The sequence below is a fragment of the Thalassolituus sp. UBA2009 genome, from assembly GCF_002335285.1.
GTDB classification, from domain to species: domain Bacteria; phylum Pseudomonadota; class Gammaproteobacteria; order Pseudomonadales; family Oceanobacteraceae; genus Venatoribacter; species Venatoribacter alkanivorans.
The window spans coordinates 1,916-25,392 of the sequence record NZ_DDCJ01000058.1 but is presented as its reverse complement, the minus strand read 5'-3'; the positions used below and the strand labels follow the sequence as shown (position 1 = coordinate 25,392).

Genomic DNA, 23,477 nt, shown 5'->3' with positions numbered 1-23,477 from the left:
TTACTTGCCTTTTGCGTCCTTCATATAACGGAAGAAGTCGCTGTCCGGCTCCAGCAGCAGCACATCGCTCTGGCTGAAGGTCTGTGTGTAAGCTTTCAGACTACGGGTAAAGGCATAGAACTCAGGGTCTTTGTTGTAAGCAGACGCATAAATACGCGCAGCCTCAGCATCGCCCTCACCCTTGGTGCGTTCAGCATCACGGTAAGCTTCAGCTTCCAGAACGGTTTTCTGACGATCGGCATCGGCCTGAATACCTTCTGACAGCTCTTTACCCTGTGAGCGGTGTTCGCGGGCTTCACGCTCACGTTCCGCCGACATACGGTTATACACCGAGGCACTGAGGTCATCCGGCAGATCGACGGCTTTAACGCGCATGTCGAGAATCTCAATACCCAGGTCATCCTGAGTCTGAGTATTCAGCGCGGCAGTCAGCTTGGTCATCAGCTGATCACGCTCACCGGATACCACTTCATGCAGGGTACGGTTGGCGATTTCATCACGCAGACCTTTGTTGACCAGGTTAGCCAGCAGGTTAGATGCTTCCTGACGGTTACCGGAAGTGGCTTTGTAGTAGGAATTCACATCCTTGATACGCCACTTGGTGAACGAATCGACGATCACATATTTTTTACCGGAGGTCAGGAAGTGCGATGGATTGGTATCCAGCGTCAGTACCCGTGCATCAAAACGCTTAACGTTCTGCATAAAAGGCACTTTCCAGTGCAGACCCGGTTTGATGTCATTGTCGACCACTTCACCGAACTGCAGCTTGATCGCGCGTTCGGTTTCGTTGATGACATACAGACCCTGACTGGCGACCAGCAGCAGCACACCCAGAACGATCAGACTCAATAAAGCTTTCGGAGACATTAACGACCCTCCCTGCGAGTAGTGTTGCCAGTGCTGTTCTGACGGGTGCGGACTTCATTCAGTACCTGATCAGTCAGACGGGAAATATCACCGCTGCTCAGAGACGCGCCGTCGCCTTTGGCTGTCGGCAGGTTCTGCATCAGTTTATCCAGCGGCAGATACATCATGTTATTGCCGCCCTTAACATCCACCAGCACTTTGCTGGTATTGCTGTACACATCAGACAACGCTTCGATATACAGACGCTCGCGGGTAACCGCCGGCGCTTTTTTGTATTCGGAATAAAGATTGTTGAAACGGGCTGCCTCACCCTCTGCGCGGGCGATGATGCGGTCTTTATAAGCACTGGCTTCTTCCAGCTGACGCTGGGCGCGACCACGGGCTTCCGGCACAACCGCATTGGCGTAGGCTTCAGCTTCGTTGATAAAACGTTCTTTATCCTGTTTGGCTTTCTGTACGTCGTCGAATGCCGCTTTCACCTGAGCCGGTGGGCGGGCATCTTTAATGTTGACGTTGGTCAGCACCATACCGGTCTGGTAACGGTCGAGGTAATCCTGCAGACGGATCTGTACTTTTTCAGCCAATACCGCACGGCCGGTGGTCAGGATTGGGTCCATCGCCGCAGAACCGACTTCATGACGCAGCGCACTTTCCGCCGCAGACAACAGGGTACGCTCCGGCAGCTCAACACGCAGGGCGAAAGCAATAGGATCGGCCACACGGTATTGCGCGTTCAGTTCCACTTCGACGATGTTTTCGTCTTCGGTAAGCATGCGCTCTTTAATTTCGGCTTCACGCACCTTGGTGGTGTTTACAGGAATCACCTGATCAACCAGAGGCACTTTAAAGTGCAGACCCGGATTCTCAGTTTTCAGGTATTTACCCAAACGCAGTACAACACCACGCTCCTGTTCATCCAGGGTGTAGAAGGAGTTAAAAGCCAGCATAACAACCAGAATCGCCGCAGCAATACCAAAGAAACCGCCGGCACCACTACCGCTGTCACCGCCGTTATTGTTATTGCCATTTCCCTTGCCGAACAGACCATTAATCTTGTCCATCAGCTGTTTCAGGGCATCATCCAGATCCGGTGGCTGATTGCCGCGATTTTTATTACCGCGGTTGTTGTTACCCCAGGGATCATTGGGATTGCCCTTTCCGCCGGGCTCATTCCAGGCCATAAGTCACTCCAGTTAGGCAGACAATTCGATGCGCACGTCCGTATGACAACGCATCCTGAAAAATATCAGAACCGGTTGCATTGAGTAACATCGTCACTCAGTGCCAGGCTTCCTGTACCGGTTCAAGAAAACGGCTTTCGGCCATATCAGCGCGCGCCAGAGCACGTTTGAAATCCTGACGCTGCATTCTCAGGGTCAGTACCATATCACCGTTTTCAGCATAGTGTTCTTTCTGTATCGCACCCAATTCGTAAAGAATTGCACGTAACTTGGCTTCCGCCGGGTGCAGACAGATATCTTCATTGAAGACTTCCGTACTCAGCAGTTCGCCAATAGCCTGGTTCAACAGATCCAGTCCAAGGCGCTGCTGTGCCGATACCCACACCGCCACCGGTTTGCCCTGATCGTCGCGGTCAATACGTGCTTCGCCGTGTTCCAGCAGGTCAATTTTGTTGTAGACCCGCAGTTGCGGCACCACATCGGCTTCAATTTCTTTTAATACCAGCTCAACCTGCTGAATATTGCCTTCGCGTTCCTGTGCCGCACAGTCGATCACATGCACCAGCAGATCCGCTTCGGCCGCTTCCTGCAAGGTGGCCTGAAAGGCCTCAACCAGTTTGTGTGGCAGGTGGCGAATAAATCCCACCGTATCGGCCAGTACCACTTCACCGACGTTATCCACCGCAAAGCGGCGCAACGTTGGGTCAAGAGTGGCAAACAGCTGATTGGCCGCATACACATCGGCGGTGGTCAGGGTATTAAACAGGGTTGATTTACCAGCGTTGGTGTAACCGACAATGGCCACACTGGGAATCGATGAGCGCTTACGCGCACGACGGTTCTGATCGCGCTGGGCATGAACCTTTTCCAGCCGGGCGTTGATATTTTTTACCCGCTCACGCAGCAGCCGGCGGTCGGTCTCAAGCTGGGTTTCACCCGGCCCACGCAGACCAATACCACCCTTCTGGCGTTCAAGGTGAGTCCAGCCACGGATCAGACGGGTCGACTGAAACTGCAGCTGCGCCAGTTCAACCTGCAGCTTACCTTCGTGGGTACGCGCACGCTGGGCGAAAATATCGAGAATCAGACCGGTACGGTCGAGAACACGGCACTGCAATGCCCGCTCCAGGTTACGCTCCTGGCTGGGTGACAATGCGTGATTGAAAATAACCAGTTCTGCGCCATGCAGGCGCAGAGCCTGACCGATTTCCTCCACTTTACCTTTACCGATAAAGGTTTTGGGATCGGGGGTTGAGCGTTTGGTGGTTACCAGATCCACCGGATCGGCACCTGCCGAAATAACCAGTTCCCTGAACTCGTTAAGGTCCTCACGGTTGAGGCCCTCAGGAAAATCAATATGAACCAGTACTGCGGTTTCGCCGCCATTATCCGGGCGTTCAAAGAACAAATCAGCGGCTCCTGCGTTTACTCGTCGCTGCTGCCATCAACTTCGCCGGTATCTGCAGGCTGCAGACGCACATTGCGGGATGGTACAACAGTAGAAATTGCGTGTTTATAAACCATCTGACTGACCGTGTTTTTCAGCAGAATAACAAATTGGTCGAATGATTCGATCTGACCTTGCAGCTTGATGCCGTTTACCAGAAAGATAGACACTGGAATACGTTCTTTGCGCAGCTGATTGAGGTAAGGGTCTTGTAGAGAATGCCCTTTTGACATAATGGTCTCCTTAAATGAAGGTGTGCCGTCCAATGTGGGGACAGCCAAGAAAAATAATAAGCCCCAGTTCGTCCGGAGCGACGCGAATGCGATAAAGCTGCGAAATCAGGACGATGCGCTAAATATGGCGTTGGCATGCAGGATTTTCAAGGCGCTTTGCAGAAGATTACTATCCTCTGTCTCCAGCCAGTACAGATCGGGCCAGCTGCGCAACCAGGTTACCTGCCGCTTCGCCAACTGGCGCGTGGCTATAATGCCACGCTCAATCATTTCCTCATAATCATATTTGCCGTCCAGATAGTCCCATACCTGGCGGTATCCGACGGCCCGCACGGAAGGCATATTGACGTTCAGATCACCGCGCGCATGCAGCTTTTTTACTTCATCGATAAAGCCCTGCTCCACCATCTGGCGGAAACGCAGCGCAATGCGTTCATGCAGGGTACTGCGTTCACGCGGACATACGGCCAGATTGACCACATGATAAGGCAGTGGTTCGCTCTGCTGCTCAGCCCAGAACTCGGTCAGGGATTTGCCCGATACTTCATACACTTCCAGTGCGCGCTGAATACGCTGTGAATCCATCGGTTTTAAACGCTCAGCCGATTGCGGATCGATGGCGGCGAGTTTTTCGTGCATATGCGGCCAGCCATATTGCAGCCCTTCGGCCAGCAGACGCTCACGCACGGCTTCATCGGCCTGTGGCAATTGCGCAGCGCCATCACGCAGAAATTTAAAGTACATCATGGTGCCGCCGGTCAGCAGTGGTACCTTGCCACGGGCGGTGATGTCGGCCATTTCGCGCAACGCATCCTCACGGAAATTTGCCGCGGAATAACTCTCTGCCGGATCAATCAGATCAATTAACCGGTGCGGTGCACGCTTCTGCATTTCTGCGTCGGGTTTGGCGGTACCAATATCCATACCTTTGTACACCAGCGCCGAATCAACACTGATAATTTCGCACGGATATTTTTCCACCAGTTCCAGTGCCAGTGCGGTTTTGCCGGAAGCGGTCGGCCCCATCAGAAAAATGGCCGGCGGTAATTCATGCACAGTGCTCATCAGCGGCCCCGTAAAAACAGTTTATCCAGTTCACCCATGGTGAGCTGAGTCCAGGTCGGACGGCCATGATTGCACTGGCCACTGCGCTCAGTGGCTTCCATATCACGCAATAATGCGTTCATTTCCGGAATACTGAGTTTGCGGTTTGCACGTACCGAGCCATGACAGGCCATGGTGCCGAGTAATTCGTTACGGTGCGCAAGAATACGGTCGGAGGTGCCGTGTTCAAGCAGGTCGCCCAGCATGTCAGTAATCAGCCGTGGAACTTCCGCCTGCTGCAGCAGCACCGGAATCTGGCGTACAACCACGCTTTCCGGCGCGACCCGCGCAAGCTCAACGCCGAGCAAGCGGAATTCATCGGCAAACTGCTCGGCGGCATCAGCTTCGCGCTCACTCACCGCCAGCGTCACCGGCACCAGCAGCGGCTGACTCTGCACGCCCTGCTGATCAACGGCTATCTTTAACCGCTCGTAGGTAATACGTTCATGGGCCGCATGCATATCAACCACCACCATACCCTGTGCGTTCTGCGCCAGAATATAAATGCCGTGCAGCTGAGCAATGGCATAACCCAGAGGCGGCATATCGGCGCTGGGCGTTTGTGGTAACGGCTGTGGCTGACCCTGCCGTACTTCCTGTCCCCAGGGCGCATCATCGAGCGGCTGACTGAGCGAGCGCAGGCCGTCCAGTTGCGCACTGACTGCCCCCTGTTGCGGCACGGGATTAAATGCAGGCTGATAGCTGCCGGTATTTTCCTGTACCGCCTGCGCCTGCCAGTCGAGGCGTGCCTGCTCCTGAAATTCACCGGCCTGCACACCACTGAGCGGCGCCGTCTGTGGCACCAGCGTCGCCGGTGTGCTGCCCACCAGACGATCATCCGGACGCACATCACCCAGCGCTTTATGCAGGGTACGGAACAGGAAATCGTGTACCAGCCGGCCATCGCGGAAACGCACTTCATGCTTGGTCGGATGCACGTTCACATCCACCAGCTTCGGGTCCAGCCAGAGGTAAAGTACAAAGGCCGGATGACGACCGTGATACAGCACATCGCGATAAGCTTGTTTAATCGCATGCACTACTAATTTATCGCGTACCACACGGCCATTAACAAAGAAATACTGCATATCCGCCTGTGAGCGGGAAAAGGTCGGCAAGCCAACCCAGCCCTGCAGTTGCAGACCCACAGCTTCGGCATCAATATGCACCGCACTGTCGATAAAATCTTTATTGAGCAGGCTGGCAACGCGCTTTTCGCGATCAATAGTGCGCTCGACACTGCGCAGCTGATGAATCACCCGGCCATTATGGCGCAGCGAAAATGCCACATCGTAACGGCTTAACGCCAGACGCTTAACGGTTTCTTCCAGATGGGAAAATTCGGTTTTTTCAGTGCGTAAAAACTTCCGCCGCGCCGGGGTATTAAAAAATAAATCACGTACCTCAAGCGTGGTGCCCACCGGATGCGCCGCCGGAGTCACGCTGGCGGCCATATCACGGCCTTCGGCATGCACACTCCAGGCTTCTTCTGCGCCCTGCGCTCTTGAAGTCAGGGTTAACCGGGTGACCGAACTGATACTGGCCAGCGCTTCGCCGCGAAAACCAAGACTGGCAACCGCTTCCAGATCATCCAGCGTGATGATTTTACTGGTGGCATGACGGCTCAGCGCCAGCGGCAGATCATCGTGCTCAATGCCGTGGCCATCATCGCGGATACGCAGCAGTTTGACCCCGCCCTGCTCAGCATCAATTTCGATGCGGGTTGCACCGGCATCCAGGGCGTTTTCCACCAGTTCTTTAACGATATTGGCAGGACGTTCGACTACCTCACCGGCGGCGATCTGGTTCGCCAGGCGCGGTGACAGCAGATGAATTCGACTCATAAAAATACAGCCCGGAAATCAGGTATTAGGAATTTTGATACGCTGGCCGATGCGCAGCTGATCATTTTTCAGTTCGTTGACGCGACGCAGCTCATTAATCGCCACACCATTTTTAACGGCAATATCCGACAGGGTATCGCCACTGCGGATTACATAGGTATTAAATACCGGCGCACTGCTTTTCTGCACAGCAAGCAAGGTTCCCCGTGGCGGATGCTCACGGAAATATTCGGTAATACCGGCAAAAATCGCCCGTGCCATTTTTTTCTGATAATTACTGGTGGCCAGCTTACGCGCTTCATCCGGGTTGGAAATAAAACCGGTTTCTACCAGCAGCGCTGGCATATCCGGAGCTTTTAACACCACGAAAGCCGCTTCTTCCACATGGTTTTTGTGCAGCCGTGAAACGTTACCAATATTGTCGAGAATGTGGGTGCCGAGTTTCACGCTTGAATTGCGTTTGGCGGTCATGGATAAATCCAGCAGCGTCATCGCCAGATGATCTTCTTTATCTTCCAGACTGACACCACCGATAAGATCCGATTCGTTTTCTTTATCGGCCAGCCAGCGCGCCGCCTCTGAGGTTGCGCCACGTTCCGACAGCACAAATACCGAGCTGCCATGGGCGCTCGGATGTTTGAACGCATCAGCATGAATCGACACAAAAAAGTCGGCATTGGCTTTACGTGCTTTTTCGGTACGTTCACGCAGGCCGATATAGTAATCGCCGGTACGTACCATAAAAGGGTGGAAACCGTGCTCTGCGATTAACAGTCGCTGTAATTCTTTGGCAATGGCCAGTACCACATTTTTTTCCCGCGTACGGCCATGACCAATCGCACCCGGATCTTCACCACCGTGACCGGCATCGATGGCAATAATAATGTCGCGTTTGTTGTCGGTATAAATATCGGCTTTTTTAACCGGCGCCACGACCTGAGCACCCACCTCACGCTCCAGATCAACCACCAGACGGTGATTGGCATACACATTATTCGGCGCCAGCGGAAAGCTTTTCGGGTTCAGAGGTTCTGTTACATCGAGCACGATACGCACGTCATTACCATTGCGCTTGCCACTGCGGATACCGCGGATGGACGTGGACTGCAGATCAACTTTCGCCAGATCGTTCAGCACTTTGGAGTCGGCCAGATCGATCACGACCCGGTCAGGATTGCTGAGGGTAAATATTTTATGTTCCGCCGGGCTGGATAAATCAAACACCAGACGGGTTTTATCCGGCGACTGCCAGACCCGCACATCTTTAACGTCGGCATGCAGTGCCGGGCTGAGCAACAGCGGCAATATCAGCCCCAACAGGAAAACAGGCAGAAAAACAGGTTTCATGTCTGCTCAAACTCCTGCGCCAGCTTATCCAGAGACTGCACCCAGCGCTGACCACGCTCACTGCCGGCCTGCCAGCTCAGTTCGCGGCTGTCGCCCAGATCATCAATATGCAGTACCAGATCGGCCGCAGGCAGAACACCGCGGCCTTTTTCGGCCCACTCAATTAAACACAACGCCTGGTTATCGAGATAATCGCGGATTCCCATAAATTCCAGCTCTTCAGCATCGCCCAGACGATACAGATCGAAGTGGCAGACATGGCAGGCCGCCAGCGGATAATCCTCAACCAGAGTATACGTCGGGCTTTTCACCGAGCCCTGATGTCCCAGCGCCTGAATCAGGCCACGGCTGAAGGTGGTTTTACCCGCCCCCAGCGTACCTTCCAGAAACAGCAGGCCGCCTTCGCTTAATACCGGCGCACAGGCCGCCGCAAAGGCCGTCATGGCGGATTCTCCGCACAGGCGAATGGTCATCAGTTAATCAGCTCCCGCAACATCATCATTAAATCGCTGGCCAGTAAACCACGCTGACCGTAACGTGCCGCCACCATATCAGCCGCAGCACTGTGCAAACAAACGCCATAACGTGCCGCCGCCCAGGGAGTCATGCCCTGCGCCAGCAACGCAGCAATCACGCCACTGAGCACGTCGCCCATACCGCCGCTGCTCATCCCCGGATTGCCGTCGGTACACAGCGCCAGACGACCATCAGGCGCGGCAATCAGCGAGCCCTGTCCTTTGAGCACCACCACCGCCTGATATTCCTGCGCCAGCTTGCGGGCCGCAGCAAAACGGTCGGCCTGCACTTCGGCAATGCTGCAGCCAAGCAGCCGTGCCGCTTCACCCGGATGCGGTGTGAGCACAGCATCACGCCCGGCAAAATCACAGCGCCAGCCCGGTGATGCAAGAATATTCAGGGCATCGGCATCCAGCAGCAGCGGTCGTTCATCACCTAAAACCTGCTGCAACAACAACTCTGACCAGCTGCTCTGTCCCAGCCCCGGCCCGACCGCCAGTACCGCGGCACGGCTGAGCAATGGCTGCAGTTCCAGACCGGATTCGACAGCACGTACCATCACTTCGGGACGACGCATCAGCAGTGGCGCCACATGTTCGGTACGGGTCGCACAACTGACCAGGCCGGCACCGCAGCGGACTGCCGCTTCCGATGCCATAGCCACCGCACCGCCCATGCCCTGATCACCACCGATCACCAGCACATGGCCGAACTCGCCTTTATGGGCATTGCCGAGCCGCGCCGGTAAACGCTGACCCAGACGGTCCAGGCGATCCCAGCTGATGCGTTCGGCATCGGCCGGCAACTGGCGGTACAGCAGCGGATCGACGGCCAGTGAAGCAAAGGCGATCGCGCCACAGACATCCGGTCCGGCCGCGGTCAGCATGCCGCGCTTCATACCGATAAAAGTCACCGTCAGGCTGGCTTCCACCGCATTACCCATAATGCGGCCAGTATCGGCATTCAGGCCGGAAGGCAGATCCAGCGCCAGTACATCAGCCCAGTGTTGGTTGATGGCGGCAATGGCCTGAGCGTAATCACCACGAACTTCGGCATTCAAACCGGTACCCAGCAGCCCATCAACAATGACCCGCCCTTCGTAATCCAGTTCCCCACTGAAGACCTGCGGTTGCACGCCAGCGTCCAGTGCCATTGTCCGCGCCTGTTGCGCGCTGTCCGACTGCTGTTGCAAATCGCCCAGGGTATAAAAGCAAACATCCATGCCGTGGTAACAGGCCAGTGCCGCCAGTATCCAGGCATCACCACCGTTATTGCCCGGTCCGGCAAAGACGCAGATCTGCTGCTCGTCCGGCCAGCGTTCCAGCAGGCAGGCAAACGCCGCTTCACCGGCACGCGACATCAGTTCAAAACCACTGATGTTTTCCTGTTCTGTTGCCAACCGGTCAAGCTCGCGCACCTGATCGGCGCGGTAGAGTTCACCCGGCAGATGATCCCTGGCGGTGTAAGGTCGATTCATCCCTTGGCTGCCTAATATGTTAAATTGCGCAAAATTATATAGAAGCTGAGCCTGAAGACGAACCCATGACAGAAAGATCGTCGGACAATGCACCGGATTGCACAAATTTATCGCCGTCATGGGCCACATTACGCGCCCAGCTGCACAGCTGGGCAGAAGAACTGGGCTTTCAGCAGCTGGGGATTACCGGGGTCGATCTGGGCGAGCATGAACAGCGCCTGCAGCAATGGCTCGCCGCCGGTTATCACGGTGAAATGGGCTATATGGCCGACCATGGCAATATGCGCTCACGTCCGGCGGAGTTACTGCCCGGTACCCTCAGGGTAATCAGCGTACGTATGGATTATCTGGCGCCGGATATCCGCATCACCGATCAGCTGAGCGATAAGAATCAGGCCTATATTTCGCGTTACGCCCTCGGCCGCGATTATCACAAGCTGGTGCGCAAGCGCCTGACCGAACTGGGTAAGCGCCTGCAACAGGCCGCCGGCGAGATGGGCTTCCGCGCCTTTGTCGACAGCGCGCCGGTACTGGAGCGGGCGCTGGCCAACCGCGCCGGACTCGGCTGGATCGGCAAGAACACCATGCTGATCAACCGCAAAGCCGGCTCGTATTTTTTCCTGGGCGAAATCCTCACCGACCTGCCGCTCCCTCTGGACGAGCCCTACACACAGGATCATTGCGGACGCTGCACAGCCTGTCTGGATATCTGCCCGACCCAGGCTTTTGTCGGCCCCCACGTGCTGGATGCCCGGCGCTGTATTTCTTATCTGACCATCGAGCTGAACGGGCCGATTCCTGAAGACCTGCGACCGGGCATAGGCAACCGTATCTTCGGCTGTGATGACTGCCAGATCGGCTGCCCCTGGAACCGTTTCAGCAACGCCAGCAAAGAAGGCGATTTCAGCCCGCGCCACCAGCTCGACAAGGCCAGTCTGTTGCAGCTGTTCGCCTGGGATGAAGCCACTTTTTTAAACCGCACCGAAGGCATGCCCATCCGCCGCACCGGTTACGAAAACTGGCTGCGCAATATCGCCGTTGCCCTGGGTAACGCGCCGCGCAGTCTGGAAGTGGCCGACGCCCTGCAACGCCGGCGGCCGCAGGTCAGCGCTCTGGTGCAGGAACATATCGACTGGGCGTTACAGCAACAGCAAACCCCATGATGAGCCACACAATAAACCCGTGGGCAAACAACACCTGTCTGATACCGTCAGACTGTCTAAACTTCAGAATTACCGGGCGATTTTGCAGACGCCTCAGCTGTTGGAGACCTTTATGACCGTTGCCTCACATCCGGCCCGCGAACATCAGCGCCTGCAGGCATTAAAGGAACTGGATATTCTCTACCTGCCGCTGGAAGACCGCTTTGATCGTATAACCCGTACACTGTGCCGGTTATTTGATGTCCCGGTTGCGTATCTGTCGCTGATTGATGACGAAACCCAGTGGTTCAAGTCGATTCATGGCCTCGACCTGATCAGCACGCCGCGCTCTGATGCACTCTGCCAGCACACTCTGCTGGAAGACGAATATCTGATCTGTGAAGACATGACTCAGGACCCGCGCTTCGCCGACAACCCCTACGTTACAGGCGCGCCTTATGCGCGTTTTTATGCCGGTTACCTGCTCAAAAGCCGCGAACAAAATGTCGGCACGCTGTGCATTGTTGATACCAAACCACGAACTTTCAGCGAGGACGATCTGTCTGCCCTCGCCGATATCGCCAGCTGGGCGCAAACCGAACTTAACCTGACCCAGATAAGCGATGCTCAGGTACAGCTGATCAGCGAGCTGGACGAAGCCTATCAGCAGGCGCGGATCGACAGCCTGACCCGGCTGTGGAATCAGGGCACCATCAAACAGATTCTGCACCGTGCCTTTCAGCGCCACCTGCTGAATCTTACGCCACTGTCGGTGCTGATGATCGATGCCGATCACTTCAAAAAAGTGAACGACACCTACGGCCATACTACTGGCGATAAAGTTCTGCAGAACATCGCTTCAGCCTTGCGTCAGGCATTGCGGCCGCAGGATGCGATTGGCCGTTACGGCGGTGAAGAATTTCTGATTATTCTGGATGACTGCGAACCACGACAAGCCGCAGAGTTGGCCAAACGCATCCTCAGCCGGGTGCGTAATCTCCGCTTTCCCGATGTTGCTCCGGATCTGAAAATCACCCTCAGTATTGGTATTGCCGGCTCATCGGCACGCGGACTGGAGAGCGAAACCGATCTGATGGATCTGGCCGATCGGGCGTTATACCGGGCCAAAAATAATGGCCGGGATCAGATCTGCCTGCTACATAGCACAGAGGCGCAAGACTGAACGCTCCTGCCGGTTATAAAAAAGCCCCGCAATCGCGGGGCTTTTTTATTGCACAGGATCTGGCCTGCCAAGCTCTTACAACGCCAAAAAGTGCTCACGGTAGTGCTGCATTTCAGCAATCGACTCTTTGATATCATCCAGCGCCTGATGGCTGCCTTTCTTCTGGAAAGATGACACCGCCGACGGTTTCCAGCGCTTGGCCAGCTCTTTCAGCGTGGACACATCAATATTGCGATAGTGCATATAGGCTTCCAGCTCCGGCATATATTTCACCAGAAAGCGGCGATCCTGATGAATGCTGTTGCCGCACAACGGTGAAGTGCCCGGTTTCACATGCTGACGCAGGAATTCCAGCGTTAACCGTTCGGCTTCACGGGCATTGGTACTGCTGTTGCGCACCCGCTCGGTCAGGCCAGAGTTGCCGTGGGTTTTGGTATTCCACTCATCCATGGCATCGAGCAATACATCGGGCTGATGAACCGCCAGCACCGGGCCTTCGGCAATAATGTTGAGGTTGCTGTCGGTGACTATGGTCGCGATTTCGATAATCACATCCTGCTCTGGCTCCAGACCGGTCATTTCCAGGTCCATCCAGACTAAATTTTCGTTTTGGCTCATAACGGCTGCTCATAAATAAACACTGGGGCCTGTTAACGCTAATTAAACAGGCCTGTTATTGGCTAAAAATATTTCAGACAAGGCGCTGAGAGTGTAGCCTAACGGGTTAAGCAAACGAACAGCAACGCAGGATGAGGAATTTTTAGCCATAACCCTCCGGGCTGAGGCCAGTTTTCCCCATTAACTGCGTCGCTCGTCATTCATTTAGCCCACTAATATCACTCCTCTCTCCTTGTTCTGAGAAAAACTGGCTTTCAGCAGGCCCGATTCACTTAGTGTTAACAGGCCCCACCTGTTTAGCAACTTGCACCAGCCCCGGCCAACACGGACAATGGCCGCCTTGCCCTCACTACAGCGAAGATTGATGAGCAAACGTAAACTGACCAAACGCCAGGCCTGGCGCGTGGAGAAAATCCAGGAAGAAAAAGCCAAGCGCGCCCAGCAGAAAGAAAGCGGAATTGCCGAGCAGCTGAACGCCGGCGAACTGGGCGATGAATGCGAAGGTCAGGTGATTGCGCACTTCGGCACTCAGGTGGAAATCGAAAGCCGCGCAGAAGGTGCTCAGCGTTATCGCTGCTACCTGCGCGCGAATCTGGGCTCTCTGGTCACCGGTGACCGCGTAGTATTCCGCCCGGGCGCTGAGCATAACGGCGTACACTCCGGGGTTGTCGAAATGGTACTGAAGCGCAGCTCCGAATTATCCCGCCCCAACCCTTATAACGAAATTAAGCCGGTAGCGGCCAATATCGACTTTATTGTGCTGGTTGTGGCACCGGAACCTGAAGCACACAGTAACCTGATTGACCGCTATCTGGTGGCCGCCGAAAACTGCGATATCGAGCCCATTATTCTGCTCAATAAAACCGACCTGCTGAATGACAGTAACCGTGGTCATTTTGACCAGCTGCTCGGTGCTTATGAAGATCTGGGCTACCGCACTCTGCGGGTATGCAGCAAAGACGACAGCAGTCTGGGCGAACTGAAAGAATTCCTGAATGGCCGCATCAGTGTTTTTGTCGGCCAGTCGGGGGTTGGTAAGTCTTCATTAATTGCCACCCTGCTGCCGGGTGAAGAATTAAAAGTCGGTGCCTTGTCAGAAAATACCCGCAAGGGGAAACACACCACCACCACCGCGCGCCTGTATCACTTTCCGGCTGGCGGTGATCTGATTGATTCCCCGGGAATCCGTGAGTTTGGTCTGTGGCATATGAGTGAAGATGAAGTCTTGTATGGCTTCCGCGAATTACGCCCACTGGCCGGTTATTGCCGCTTCCGCGACTGCGCCCATAATCAGGAGCCGGGCTGTGCGATCCGTACGGCGGTTGAAGAAGGTAAGGTAAAACCCGAACGTTTCCAGAGTTATCAGCGTATTCTGCAAACACTGACCGAACTCTGAGCAGACACTGCATATAAAAAAAACGGCAGCCCGAGGCTGCCGTTTTTTTATCGTTGTTACAGGTTTGCGATTACCAGAACGCCTCATTTTTATTCGGTGGATTATCGTAGGTATTATCTTTTGATTCGCGTTTTTTACGCAGCTCTTCCAGTAATGACCCGGCTTTATTAATAACCGGCTGACGGGCGTCACCCGGAGCCTGATTATTGCTGTCGATAAATTCCACCTGTGGCTCACCACCGGAACGGTCACGCACAGTCTCTTCCGATTTTCTGTTCAGCAGTGTAATGGAAATACGACGATTCACTTCATTACCCGGATCATCCGGTTTCAGTGGTGCGGTATCCCCCATACCAATCACCTGCGCGATCTGTGATTTAGGTACGCCAGCTTCCATTAATGCCCGGCGTGCCGAATCTGCCCGCAGGGAGGATAAACCCCAGTTAGCATCATCTTCATCGCGGGTACCGCCGGCACGGGATGAATCGGTGTGACCGGCAATGGATAAACGGTGCTCCATGGTGGCCAGTAACGGCGCCAGTTCCCACAGAATATCTTCAGAATAATATTTAAGCCGTGCACTGCCGGGATCAAACATCGGGCGTTTGGTCTGGTCGACAATCTGCAGACGCAGACCTTCGGTGGTGATATCCAGCAGCAACTGATTTTTGAACGGACTGAGAGTAGGACTGGCGTTAATCTGCGCTTCAATCTGCGCTTTCATATCTTCCATCCGTTTTTTCTCAATCGCTTCGGCCAGACTTTCAATTTCTTCGGCCTGCAGAATATCTTCCGGATCGATGGTTTCCGATTCAGAAACGTTATCCGATACAGAAGGTGAACCACCCAGATCGATGACGTATTTAGACGGTACTTTTTTGCCATCTTCAAAGGCCTTCGGATCCTGAAAATACCCAGAGATAGCCGCGCGTTCCTGCTCATTGGACGAGTTAATTACCCACAGCACCAGAAACAGCGCCATCATCGCCAGAGCAAAGTCAGCCATAGCGACTTTCCAGGCGCCGCCATGGTCGTCATGCCGGCCCTTTTTCTTACGCCGGACAATAATATTCTGGTGAGGACCTAGATTTTCCATCAGCGACCACGAACCTTGCTTTCAACTTCGGTAAAGCTCGGACGGCCATGGGTAAACAATGACTTACGTCCAAACTCAACCGCAAGCTGTGGTGGCAAGCCGTTAAGAGAAGCAATGATGCAGGACTTACTGGCTTCGTAGAGTTTAATTTCTTCTTCTGCCAGATGACGCATCACCGCGCTCACCGGGCCAACAATACCGTATGCCAGAAATACCCCACTGAAGGTACCGACCAGTGCGGCGGCTACGTGCGCACCAATCTCACTGACCTCGCCACCGATGGCACCCATGGTGATTACAATACCCAGTACTGCCGCCACGATACCAAAGCCCGGTAACGCATCAGCAACTTTACCCACTGCATTACCCGGTAATTCCAGTTCGTGCAGACGGGCATCAATTTCCTGATCCATGAGAGCTTCCAGTTCAAATGAAGTCAGGTTACCGGCCGCAATAATACGGAAATAATCGGCAATAAAATGAGCCAATTCTTCGTTCGCCTGGATCGCCGGATAACGGGAGAACACTGCGCTGGACGCCGGGCTTTCAACATCAGCTTCAATCGCCATAATGCCTTCACGCCGGGCTTTATTCAGGATGTCATAAATCAGGCCGAGTACATCCATATACATCGCCTTATTGACCTTACTACCCATAATGACCTGTGGTGTCAGTTTGAAACACTGCAGTACCACATGCCACGGATTCGATAGCAAAAAGGCTCCGAACGCGGAACCACAAATAATCAGAATTTCGAAGGGCTGCCATAGCGCCAGCAAATTGCCATGAGACATGACATAGCCGTACAACACACTTCCGATTACGATCACCAGCCCAATTAAAAACAGCATTCACTAGAGTCCTTGGTGCAACAACTCCCGGAGGGAAGGATTAAGACTACAGGAGTCTCTGAATAACCCGGAAAGACTCGTACACGACGGCAGAGATACAGGATGCCGAGCAAAGCCGAATGCCAGAGCCGAGAGCTGTGCAGGTTTATTCAGACACTTCTATAGTTAAGTAAAGGCTACAAACGGCTGTTACACAAACAGGGTCATGACACACTTATCGATAGCAAAACCACCGGCAACGCTCTGGCAGACACTCGCAGACTGTCATGACTTTCCCGTTCTGGAGGAATCGCGTGAGCGTATCCGCCAGCAAATGCATAACCGCAGCGTCAGCTTTGAAGACCTCGCCAGCTCAATTGAGCGTGATCCGGCGCTTTGCCTGCATTTATTACGCCTTAGCGTAGAGCGCCATCCCGGCTGCAACGAACAGATTTCAGGGGCTGCCAGCTGCCTGTCTCTGCTGGGTATGCAGGAACTGGTTAAGCTGATGAAGCAGCTGCCTGTCGTCTCAGCAGAGACTGAAGATCCCGCCGCTCAGCTTTACCGCAATGCACTGTTAACGGCCCAGCTGGCGGGCAATCTGGCCGCAGTATGGGCCGCCAGTAAAGGTAATACCTCCGTCAGCTATGCCCGCTGGAGCACCATGCTGACCTCTGCTCCGCTATGGCTGGCACTGCTGAACTACAAACCGGCGCAGAACTGGCTGCACCTGCTAAGTCGTGGCTGTGAGCTGGCCGAAAGTACCCGGGCTATTTTCGGCAGCCAGCTTTCTGCCATACAGAAACTGAATAAACAGCTGTCACTACCCGTTATGGCCACGGCAGTATTCAATAAAGAAAACTGGCCAGATGCCGAACAATGGCGGGTTTTGCGTCATCATGACCCTCGCGATCTGGACAATCAGCGCCCGCTGCTGCATCACTGCCAACAGCCAGCGATGATCAGCCTGATGGCAAACAGCCTCGCCTGGCATTGGCATATTGCCCCTGACGGTCGTCACAGCAAACGCTGGCAAACTCTGGTCAGCCATTGGCTTGGCAAACCGCAGCACATGCTGCAACCGGAACTGCGCCAGCTGCAGGTGCAAACCAGCAAGCAACAGCACAGCGGTATTTCTACCGGCCTGCAGCTGCTGCTCAGCCCGCAACCAGCCGTCCACGAATACCCCTGGATTGATACAGAAAATGCCGCACCTAAGCAGCCAGTGCACGAGGAGCAGGCACAGCCTTATCATGAGCGCAGGGCAACACCAACGGTTAATGCAGAGCCGGAAGAGCGCCACAGCGACGATAAATATATGAAGAAGCTGCTGCGCCAGCTGCAGCAGGAACCGGACAGCTTCGGCGACTGGCACTATCTGATGCGTGGCATGCTGAAAGGAGTTTGCGAAGGTATCGGTATGTCGGCGGCCTGCATTGCTTTGCTGAATAAAGACAAAACCGTACTGAAGGTGTTTTATGCTGAAGGCATGAGCGAACAGGCGCCGATGCGGCGTTTTGTGGTCGACCTGCGTAAGCCTTCGTTGTTCAACAAATTGCTGGAAAAACAATCCAGCCTGTTGCTTAACAGCGACAACCGCCAACGTTTTCTGCAGCATCTGCCAGCTGCCACCAGCGAGCTGATTCCACAGCAGACCATGATGATGTCGATTGACGCCGGCGCAGCTCCGATAGGTCTGGTAATGGGTTTTGCCGCCGAGCATCAGCCGGAATTATCCCAGGCGGAATACATCAGCTTTAAAAACCTCTGTCAGGTTACCAGCCAGAGTCTGGCAACCCTGAAAGCCAACACCGAAAAACGGCGCCGCGCAGCCGCAAACCACGGTCAGCCATAAGCGCTGACGCAAGCGGCGCCTGACATCCGTCCCCGGCTTGGATAAACTCTCGCCTTTATTATTCACACTGGCGGAGTTTTCCATGGCAGATTTTCCTCTGTTGCTGGAACCGGAAGCGCTGGCGGCGCAATTACCCCTGACGCCGGCCCAGGGCAAAGTACTGATTATTGAGCAGGCGAAATACGAAGATTACCTGCAGCAGCACATCCCCGGTGCCGTGCATCTGGATTTCAAACGTCTGCAATGCAGCGGCCAGCCGGTTCCCGGCAAGTTACCACCGGTTGAGCAGCTGTCCGAAGTGTTCAGTGAACTGGGGCTGACCCCGGATACCCATGTTATCTGCTCCGACGATGAAGGCGGCGGCTGGGCCGGACGTCTGATCTGGGTACTGGATATGATTGGCCACCAGCACTATTCCTATCTCAACGGCGGCATTGTTGCCTGGCGTGAAGCCGGTCTGCCGACCGAAAGTGGTGAGCATAAAGTACAGGCGTCCGGCTATCAGGTGGGCGCACTGCACCATGAATTTGCACTGGACAAAGATCAGATTATTGCCCGTATCGGCCAGCCGGATTTTGCTATCTGGGATGCCCGCTCTGCAGCGGAATACAGCGGCGAAAAAGTAATATCACAACGCGGCGGACATATCCCCGGCGCGGTGAACTACGAGTGGACGCTGGGAATGGATAAATCCCGCAGTCTGCGCATTAACGAACTGAACGGCTTCCGTCAGTTACTGGCAGAGATGGGCATCGATAGCAGCAAAGAAATCGCCACCCACTGTCAGACCCATCACCGTTCCGGCTTTACCTATCTGGTCGGAAAAATTCTTGGCCTGAACATCAAAGGCTATGCCGGCTCCTGGTCCGAATGGGGCAACGACCCGGCCACTCCTGTCAGCACTGGCAGCCAACCCTGAGGAATCCCATGTCATTTAAAGATCAAGCCTTTATCGGCGCCCAGTATCTGTTACCACAACACCTGTTATCCCGTGCGGTTGGCTGGCTGGCCAGCTGTGAAACCAGCTGGATCAAAAATCCGTTGATCCGTGCCTTTATCGATCAGTACGACGTCAACATGAATGAAGCGCAGCGTAAAACCGCCGAGGAATTCCGTTGCTTTAACGACTTCTTTACCCGCGAGCTGGAAGACGGCGCACGCACCATCGCCAGCGGTGATGATGTGATCGTTTCTCCGGCCGATGGTGCGGTGTCCCAGCTGGGGCCCATTGAAAACGGCCGTATTTTCCAGGCCAAAGGTCAGGACTACTCGCTGATTGAACTGCTCGGTGGTGACACCCAGCGCGCCGAGCCTTTTATGGGCGGCGAGTTCGCCACGATTTACCTGTCGCCAAAGGATTATCACCGCGTGCATATGCCGGTAACCGGTACGCTGCGTGAAGTGGTCTATGTGCCAGGCGATCTGTTCTCGGTGAATAAAACCACCGCCGAAAATGTACCGCGCCTGTTTGCCCGCAATGAGCGTCTGGTCGCCATCTTCGATACCGAGAACGGTCCGATGGCAATGGTGCTGGTTGGCGCCATGATTGTAGCCGCCATTGAAACCGTCTGGGCCGGACTGATTACTCCGCCAAAACGTCAGCTGAAAGTCACCGACTTCACTAACCCGCAGCCTGTTACCCTGCAGAAAGGTGAAGAAATGGGTCGCTTCCTGCTCGGCTCGACCGTTGTTCTCTGCTTCGGCAAGGACAAAATCGACTGGCTGGATCAGCTCAAAGCCGACTCGCCGCTGCGCATGGGCGAAGCCATCGCCAAAGCCGACTGATATATCTGTCAGCTCCGGGTTGCATAAAACCCGGAGCTCCCTGACAATTCCTTACATTGCCGGATACCGGCATATCCTTCCAGCCGTGGTTAACACCGCCGAAATGGATCTTCTGACTTTAACTATCTCCGTGTAAGGAAATACGATGTTTAACCGTCTGCTTGCCAGTATCGTACTGCTGGCTGTATCCCTGTTTGTCTGCGCTGAAGAAGAAAGCGGCATGACTGCCCAGCAATTCTGGGACTCCCTTAACCGCCAGCAAGGCGACATTCCTCTCTATGGCGCCGGCGCTACCCTGCATGTACCGGAAGGTTTCTACTTTCTTGATGGCAATGACAGTGAGCGTGTACTGGTAGATGTCTGGGGCAATATTCCGGGCCAGAATGTTCTCGGCATGCTGTTCCCTGCGGATCAGACGCCGTTTGATGACAATTCCTGGGCAGTAACCATTGAATATGAAGAAGAAGGCTACGTTTCTGACGAAGACGCTGCCGACATCGACTACAGCGAACTGCTGCAACAGATGAAAGATGATATCCGCGCAGAAAACAAAGAACGCGCCGCTATGGGTTATGAATCCATTGAGCTGATCGGCTGGGCTGCCGCGCCTTATTACGATGCCAGCGCAAAGAAACTGCACTGGGCCAAAGAGCTGCGCTTTGGTGATGAAGAGCTGCACACGCTGAACTACAACATCCGCGTGCTGGGCCGTAAGGGCGTTCTGGTTCTGAACTTTATTGCCGGCGTTGACCAGCTGACAACCATCGAAAGCAATCTGAACAATGTGCTGAATATTGCCGAATTCGATCAGGGCTCAACCTATGCCGACTTTAATCCGGATATGGATAAGGTAGCGGCCTACGGTCTTGGCGCCCTGATTACCGGCAAGGTGCTGGCAAAAACAGGCTTCCTCGCACTGGCGCTGGTGTTCCTGAAGAAGTTTGGTGTCTTTATTGTGCTCGGTCTGGCCGCTCTGGGGCGCAAGCTGTTCAGCCGCAATAAAGAAGCCTGATGCTTTCCGGGCAGCGCTTCTGTGCGCTGCCCTCAACCTCCTGGCCTGGTTGGACAAATTGCGAAGTTCAGCACGGCTTCTCCAATATCACCGCGATATTATGACCAACGGCAACAATGCCTACACATTTATCAGCAATTCTCTGGGCAAGCACCTTTTATCCGGGGTAAGCTTCTGCATTCCTGATCAGTTTATGAATTACTGCAGCGGTGGGTAGACGATGTATATCGATACGGCTTCAACTTCAGATATATCTGCACTTTGTGACCTGGCGTCGCTGCTGGAAACACAGGAAGGTGACTTTTTTGGCCGCCGCCATCAGCAGGTACGCCGTCTGGGTAATCTGCTGCTGGCAAAAGAACATGCCCTGGTACTCTGCATCCGCGATCAGGAAGAAGTCATTGCCATGCTGACCCTGAGCAGCCTCAATCCCGGCAGCGACCAACCGGCCATTATGCGGCTGAATGATATGGCGGTACTGCCGGCGTATCAGGGTCAGGGAGCGGGCAGTATGCTGTTACAGGCCGCGATCAATCAGGCACGCCAGGCTGGCTGGAGCAAAATTGTTGTCCATCAGACCGATATAAACCCCACCATACAGCAGCTGTCACGCTTTGGCTTTACTCCGGCCGCTCAACAGATACAACTGAGCCTGAGAGCCGATAAAGCTTCTCTCTCTGTTGCCTGATTCAGGCACGGCTCCAGTCAAAACTCAGCACATCGGCAATATTACTGCTGTCCTGAACCAGCATTAATAAACGGTCGAGCCCCATTGCCACGCCGGCACAGTCTGGCAAGCCATGCTCCAGTGCCGCCAGTAAATATTCATCAATCGGATGGCCGCCGGCCTCCTGCACAAAACGCCGGCGCTGCTCTTCTGCATCGGTCAGTTCGTGGTAACCATTAGCCAGCTCAGCACCGTTGAAATACAACTCGAAACGCTGTGCCACCGCGACACCCTCAGCGTTGTTACTGACCCGCGCCAATGCCGCCTGTGAGGCCGGAAAATCACCGATAAACACCAGAGTATCTGCCGGCAGGGACGGTTCGACCTGATGACTCATAATCACATCCAGCCAGCCATCGCGGCTGAGCTGCAGATCCTGCCCCGCTAACTGCTGGCCCAGAACAGCGATCTGCTCATCGCTGGCAGAATGAACCTCCAGTCCGGCATAACGGCTCATGGCATCGCCATAGCTCAGGTTAAGCCGTGGCAGTTGCGGGTAACGGGCTGACAATAACTGCGTCACAAGCTCAGCAACTTCATCCATCAGCCGGCGATGATCAAAGCCTACCCGGTACCATTCCAGCATGCTGAATTCCGGATTATGACGCCGCCCGGCTTCACCACGGCGAAACACCCGCGCAATCTGAAAAATATCGCCACTGCCGGCACACAGCAGGCGCTTCATCGCATATTCAGGGGAAGTCTGTAGCCAGCGCTGTTCGCTGGTGCACATGGGCTCGATATTCGGATCAGAGACCGGTGCTGAGGCCAGCACCGGGGTTTCGACTTCGAGTACATCGCGGGCAGCAAAAAACTGCCGGATTTGCTGATTCATCCGGGCGCGGGCACGCAGCGCATGCATTTCGGCAGAAGGTTGCCAGTTCATGAGTTACCTGTTGATATCGGTATAAAAAACATAAAAAAGACATAAAAAAGGGAGCCGTAAAGCTCCCTCCTGTAACGGCGCCGAGGACTCAGGCGCGGCTGACGTAGTCGCCGCTGCGGGTGTCGATACGCAGCTTGTCACCGATATTAATAAACAGCGGCACTTTAACCACTGCACCGGTGGTCAGCGTGGCGGGCTTGTTACCGCCCTGGGCAGTATCGCCTTTCAGGCCCGGATCGGTTTCCACCACTTCCAGCTCAACAAAGTTTGGCGGAGCGACAGTCAGTACAGCACCGTTAAACAGAGTAATGGTGTAGATTTCCTGTTCTTTCAGCCACTTCACCGTATCGCCCAGCGCTTCCTGAGAGGCGGCATGCTGTTCAAAAGAACCGTCGGTGGCCATGAAATGCCAGAATTCACCGTCGTTGTAGAGATATTCCATCTCCAGTTCCATCACATCGGCGCCTTCCAGCGAATCACCCGACTTGAAGGTTTTTTCCACCACACGGCCATTACGCAGGTTGCGCAATTTAACGCGGTTAAACGCCTGGCCTTTACCCGGCTTAACGTATTCGTTATCCAGAATGGAACAGGGCTCGCCATCCAGCATGACTTTAAGACCTGATTTAAATTCGTTGGTAGAATAATTCGCCATGTAATAACCCGTTTTAAATTAATCGCTTCTTAGGAATTCATATCAAGTTGCCTATCATAACGCGATCTGCCGCCGCTGTTGAGGGCGAAGACTGGCAGCAGATTCTGGCCCAGGCATTCCGCCGCCCACAAGAACTGCTGGAATACCTCAATTTACCACTGTCAGAGATGCCAGAACGCCTGCAGGCCTGTCAGGAATTCAGCATGCTGGTACCCCGGACTTATGCCGCACTGATGCAGAGCGGCAATGCAACCGATCCATTACTGCTGCAAG

Annotated in this window: 22 protein-coding genes and 1 pseudogene; 9 read left to right on the top strand and 14 right to left on the bottom strand. The window is 54.5% G+C overall.

What is annotated here, in order from left to right:
* The 9 genes from hflC to B3P58_RS06115 form a co-directional block, all read right to left on the bottom strand.
* On the bottom strand, positions 1-870 hold the full coding sequence (gene hflC / locus B3P58_RS06155; protein ID WP_225692118.1) for a protease modulator HflC: 870 nt from the start codon (positions 868-870) through the stop codon (positions 1-3).
* Positions 870-2,051: an FtsH protease activity modulator HflK gene (gene hflK / locus B3P58_RS06150; protein WP_225692117.1), complete on the bottom strand. Its 1,182-nt coding sequence runs from the start codon at positions 2,049-2,051 to the stop codon at positions 870-872. Before hflK ends, hflC begins: the two co-directional genes overlap by 1 nt.
* A 97-nt stretch (positions 2,052-2,148) precedes the next feature.
* On the bottom strand, positions 2,149-3,459 hold the full coding sequence (hflX, locus tag B3P58_RS06145) for a ribosome rescue GTPase HflX (RefSeq protein WP_225692116.1): 1,311 nt from the start codon (positions 3,457-3,459) through the stop codon (positions 2,149-2,151).
* A 17-nt stretch (positions 3,460-3,476) separates the two neighbouring features.
* Positions 3,477-3,731, bottom strand: coding sequence for an RNA chaperone Hfq (gene hfq / locus B3P58_RS06140; RefSeq protein ID WP_145469863.1), 255 nt, complete (start codon positions 3,729-3,731; stop codon positions 3,477-3,479).
* Between the two features lie 105 nt (positions 3,732-3,836).
* Positions 3,837-4,796, bottom strand: a complete 960-nt coding sequence (gene miaA / locus B3P58_RS06135) for a tRNA (adenosine(37)-N6)-dimethylallyltransferase MiaA (RefSeq protein ID WP_286716512.1) — start codon at positions 4,794-4,796, stop codon at positions 3,837-3,839.
* Positions 4,796-6,679 (bottom strand): DNA mismatch repair endonuclease MutL, encoded by a 1,884-nt coding sequence (mutL, locus tag B3P58_RS06130; RefSeq protein WP_286716511.1) that lies wholly within the window; start codon positions 6,677-6,679, stop codon positions 4,796-4,798. Before mutL ends, miaA begins: the two co-directional genes overlap by 1 nt.
* A gap of 18 nt (positions 6,680-6,697) precedes the next feature.
* On the bottom strand, positions 6,698-8,026 hold the full coding sequence (locus B3P58_RS06125) for an N-acetylmuramoyl-L-alanine amidase (RefSeq protein WP_145469866.1): 1,329 nt from the start codon (positions 8,024-8,026) through the stop codon (positions 6,698-6,700).
* Entirely contained in the window at positions 8,023-8,499 is a 477-nt protein-coding gene (gene tsaE / locus B3P58_RS06120; RefSeq protein WP_286716510.1) for a tRNA (adenosine(37)-N6)-threonylcarbamoyltransferase complex ATPase subunit type 1 TsaE, read from the bottom strand. Before tsaE ends, B3P58_RS06125 begins: the two co-directional genes overlap by 4 nt.
* Complete coding sequence (locus B3P58_RS06115) at positions 8,499-10,019, bottom strand: NAD(P)H-hydrate dehydratase (protein WP_286716509.1); 1,521 nt, start codon at positions 10,017-10,019, stop codon at positions 8,499-8,501. Before B3P58_RS06115 ends, tsaE begins: the two co-directional genes overlap by 1 nt.
* A 65-nt stretch (positions 10,020-10,084) precedes the next feature.
* Here B3P58_RS06115 and queG point away from each other — a divergent pair, with 65 nt between their 5' ends.
* Positions 10,085-11,182 (top strand): tRNA epoxyqueuosine(34) reductase QueG, encoded by a 1,098-nt coding sequence (gene queG, locus B3P58_RS06110; RefSeq protein ID WP_286716508.1) that lies wholly within the window; start codon positions 10,085-10,087, stop codon positions 11,180-11,182.
* Between the two features lie 112 nt (positions 11,183-11,294).
* Positions 11,295-12,344, top strand: coding sequence for a sensor domain-containing diguanylate cyclase (locus B3P58_RS06105; protein ID WP_145469870.1), 1,050 nt, complete (start codon positions 11,295-11,297; stop codon positions 12,342-12,344).
* A 75-nt stretch (positions 12,345-12,419) separates the two neighbouring features.
* Here the strand turns inward: B3P58_RS06105 and orn are convergent, their stop codons facing one another.
* Entirely contained in the window at positions 12,420-12,962 is a 543-nt protein-coding gene (gene orn, locus B3P58_RS06100; protein WP_145469871.1) for an oligoribonuclease, read from the bottom strand.
* Between the two features lie 364 nt (positions 12,963-13,326).
* Between orn and rsgA the strand changes: the two genes are divergently transcribed.
* Positions 13,327-14,358 carry a small ribosomal subunit biogenesis GTPase RsgA gene (rsgA, locus tag B3P58_RS06095; RefSeq protein ID WP_286716507.1) on the top strand — a complete coding sequence of 344 codons (1,032 nt, stop codon included), beginning with the start codon at positions 13,327-13,329 and terminating at the stop codon, positions 14,356-14,358.
* A gap of 70 nt (positions 14,359-14,428) precedes the next feature.
* Here rsgA and motB read toward each other — a convergent pair whose 3' ends face one another.
* Positions 14,429-15,454: a flagellar motor protein MotB gene (gene motB, locus B3P58_RS06090; protein ID WP_145469873.1), complete on the bottom strand. Its 1,026-nt coding sequence runs from the start codon at positions 15,452-15,454 to the stop codon at positions 14,429-14,431.
* A complete protein-coding gene (gene motA, locus B3P58_RS06085; protein WP_145469874.1) occupies positions 15,454-16,305 on the bottom strand; it encodes a flagellar motor stator protein MotA in 852 nt (283 codons plus the stop codon). The genes motB and motA overlap by 1 nt, the downstream gene beginning before the upstream one ends.
* 205 nt (positions 16,306-16,510) lie before the next feature.
* On the opposite strand from motA, the gene B3P58_RS06080 reads away from it, so the two are divergent.
* From B3P58_RS06080 to B3P58_RS06060, 5 genes are all read left to right on the top strand, one after another.
* Positions 16,511-18,139, top strand: coding sequence for an HDOD domain-containing protein (locus B3P58_RS06080; protein WP_286716506.1), 1,629 nt, complete (start codon positions 16,511-16,513; stop codon positions 18,137-18,139).
* A gap of 82 nt (positions 18,140-18,221) precedes the next feature.
* Complete coding sequence (locus B3P58_RS06075; protein WP_286716505.1) at positions 18,222-19,058, top strand: sulfurtransferase; 837 nt, start codon at positions 18,222-18,224, stop codon at positions 19,056-19,058.
* 8 nt (positions 19,059-19,066) lie between these two features.
* On the top strand, positions 19,067-19,924 hold the full coding sequence (asd, locus tag B3P58_RS06070) for an archaetidylserine decarboxylase (protein WP_286716504.1): 858 nt from the start codon (positions 19,067-19,069) through the stop codon (positions 19,922-19,924).
* Positions 19,925-20,069: 145 nt separating this feature from the next.
* On the top strand, positions 20,070-20,936 hold the full coding sequence (locus B3P58_RS06065) for a DUF2167 domain-containing protein (RefSeq protein WP_286716503.1): 867 nt from the start codon (positions 20,070-20,072) through the stop codon (positions 20,934-20,936).
* 220 nt (positions 20,937-21,156) lie between these two features.
* Complete coding sequence (locus B3P58_RS06060; RefSeq protein WP_286716502.1) at positions 21,157-21,624, top strand: GNAT family N-acetyltransferase; 468 nt, start codon at positions 21,157-21,159, stop codon at positions 21,622-21,624.
* A gap of 1 nt (position 21,625) precedes the next feature.
* Here the strand turns inward: B3P58_RS06060 and epmA are convergent, their stop codons facing one another.
* The gene (epmA, locus tag B3P58_RS06055; RefSeq protein WP_286716501.1) at positions 21,626-22,549 is read right to left on the bottom strand and encodes an EF-P lysine aminoacylase EpmA; all 924 of its coding nucleotides are present in this window, start codon (positions 22,547-22,549) and stop codon (positions 21,626-21,628) included.
* An 88-nt stretch (positions 22,550-22,637) separates the two neighbouring features.
* Positions 22,638-23,204, bottom strand: a complete 567-nt coding sequence (gene efp, locus B3P58_RS06050; RefSeq protein ID WP_145469881.1) for an elongation factor P — start codon at positions 23,202-23,204, stop codon at positions 22,638-22,640.
* Between the two features lie 47 nt (positions 23,205-23,251).
* On the opposite strand from efp, the pseudogene B3P58_RS06045 reads away from it, so the two are divergent.
* A pseudogene (locus B3P58_RS06045) lies at positions 23,252-23,477 on the top strand (EF-P beta-lysylation protein EpmB); the annotation flags it as partial.

Coding starts and splice junctions, on each gene's coding strand:
- hflC (WP_225692118.1), bottom strand. CDS start 870: ATGTCTCCGAAAGCTTTATTGAGTCTGATCGTTCTGGGTGTGCTGCTG.
- hflK (WP_225692117.1), bottom strand. CDS start 2,051: ATGGCCTGGAATGAGCCCGGCGGAAAGGGCAATCCCAATGATCCCTGG.
- hfq (WP_145469863.1), bottom strand. CDS start 3,731: ATGTCAAAAGGGCATTCTCTACAAGACCCTTACCTCAATCAGCTGCGC.
- miaA (WP_286716512.1), bottom strand. CDS start 4,796: ATGAGCACTGTGCATGAATTACCGCCGGCCATTTTTCTGATGGGGCCG.
- mutL (WP_286716511.1), bottom strand. CDS start 6,679: ATGAGTCGAATTCATCTGCTGTCACCGCGCCTGGCGAACCAGATCGCC.
- B3P58_RS06125 (WP_145469866.1), bottom strand. CDS start 8,026: ATGAAACCTGTTTTTCTGCCTGTTTTCCTGTTGGGGCTGATATTGCCG.
- tsaE (WP_286716510.1), bottom strand. CDS start 8,499: ATGACCATTCGCCTGTGCGGAGAATCCGCCATGACGGCCTTTGCGGCG.
- B3P58_RS06115 (WP_286716509.1), bottom strand. CDS start 10,019: ATGAATCGACCTTACACCGCCAGGGATCATCTGCCGGGTGAACTCTAC.
- queG (WP_286716508.1), top strand. CDS start 10,085: ATGACAGAAAGATCGTCGGACAATGCACCGGATTGCACAAATTTATCG.
- B3P58_RS06105 (WP_145469870.1), top strand. CDS start 11,295: ATGACCGTTGCCTCACATCCGGCCCGCGAACATCAGCGCCTGCAGGCA.
- orn (WP_145469871.1), bottom strand. CDS start 12,962: ATGAGCCAAAACGAAAATTTAGTCTGGATGGACCTGGAAATGACCGGT.
- rsgA (WP_286716507.1), top strand. CDS start 13,327: ATGAGCAAACGTAAACTGACCAAACGCCAGGCCTGGCGCGTGGAGAAA.
- motB (WP_145469873.1), bottom strand. CDS start 15,454: ATGGAAAATCTAGGTCCTCACCAGAATATTATTGTCCGGCGTAAGAAA.
- motA (WP_145469874.1), bottom strand. CDS start 16,305: ATGCTGTTTTTAATTGGGCTGGTGATCGTAATCGGAAGTGTGTTGTAC.
- B3P58_RS06080 (WP_286716506.1), top strand. CDS start 16,511: ATGACACACTTATCGATAGCAAAACCACCGGCAACGCTCTGGCAGACA.
- B3P58_RS06075 (WP_286716505.1), top strand. CDS start 18,222: ATGGCAGATTTTCCTCTGTTGCTGGAACCGGAAGCGCTGGCGGCGCAA.
- asd (WP_286716504.1), top strand. CDS start 19,067: ATGTCATTTAAAGATCAAGCCTTTATCGGCGCCCAGTATCTGTTACCA.
- B3P58_RS06065 (WP_286716503.1), top strand. CDS start 20,070: ATGTTTAACCGTCTGCTTGCCAGTATCGTACTGCTGGCTGTATCCCTG.
- B3P58_RS06060 (WP_286716502.1), top strand. CDS start 21,157: ATGTATATCGATACGGCTTCAACTTCAGATATATCTGCACTTTGTGAC.
- epmA (WP_286716501.1), bottom strand. CDS start 22,549: ATGAACTGGCAACCTTCTGCCGAAATGCATGCGCTGCGTGCCCGCGCC.
- efp (WP_145469881.1), bottom strand. CDS start 23,204: ATGGCGAATTATTCTACCAACGAATTTAAATCAGGTCTTAAAGTCATG.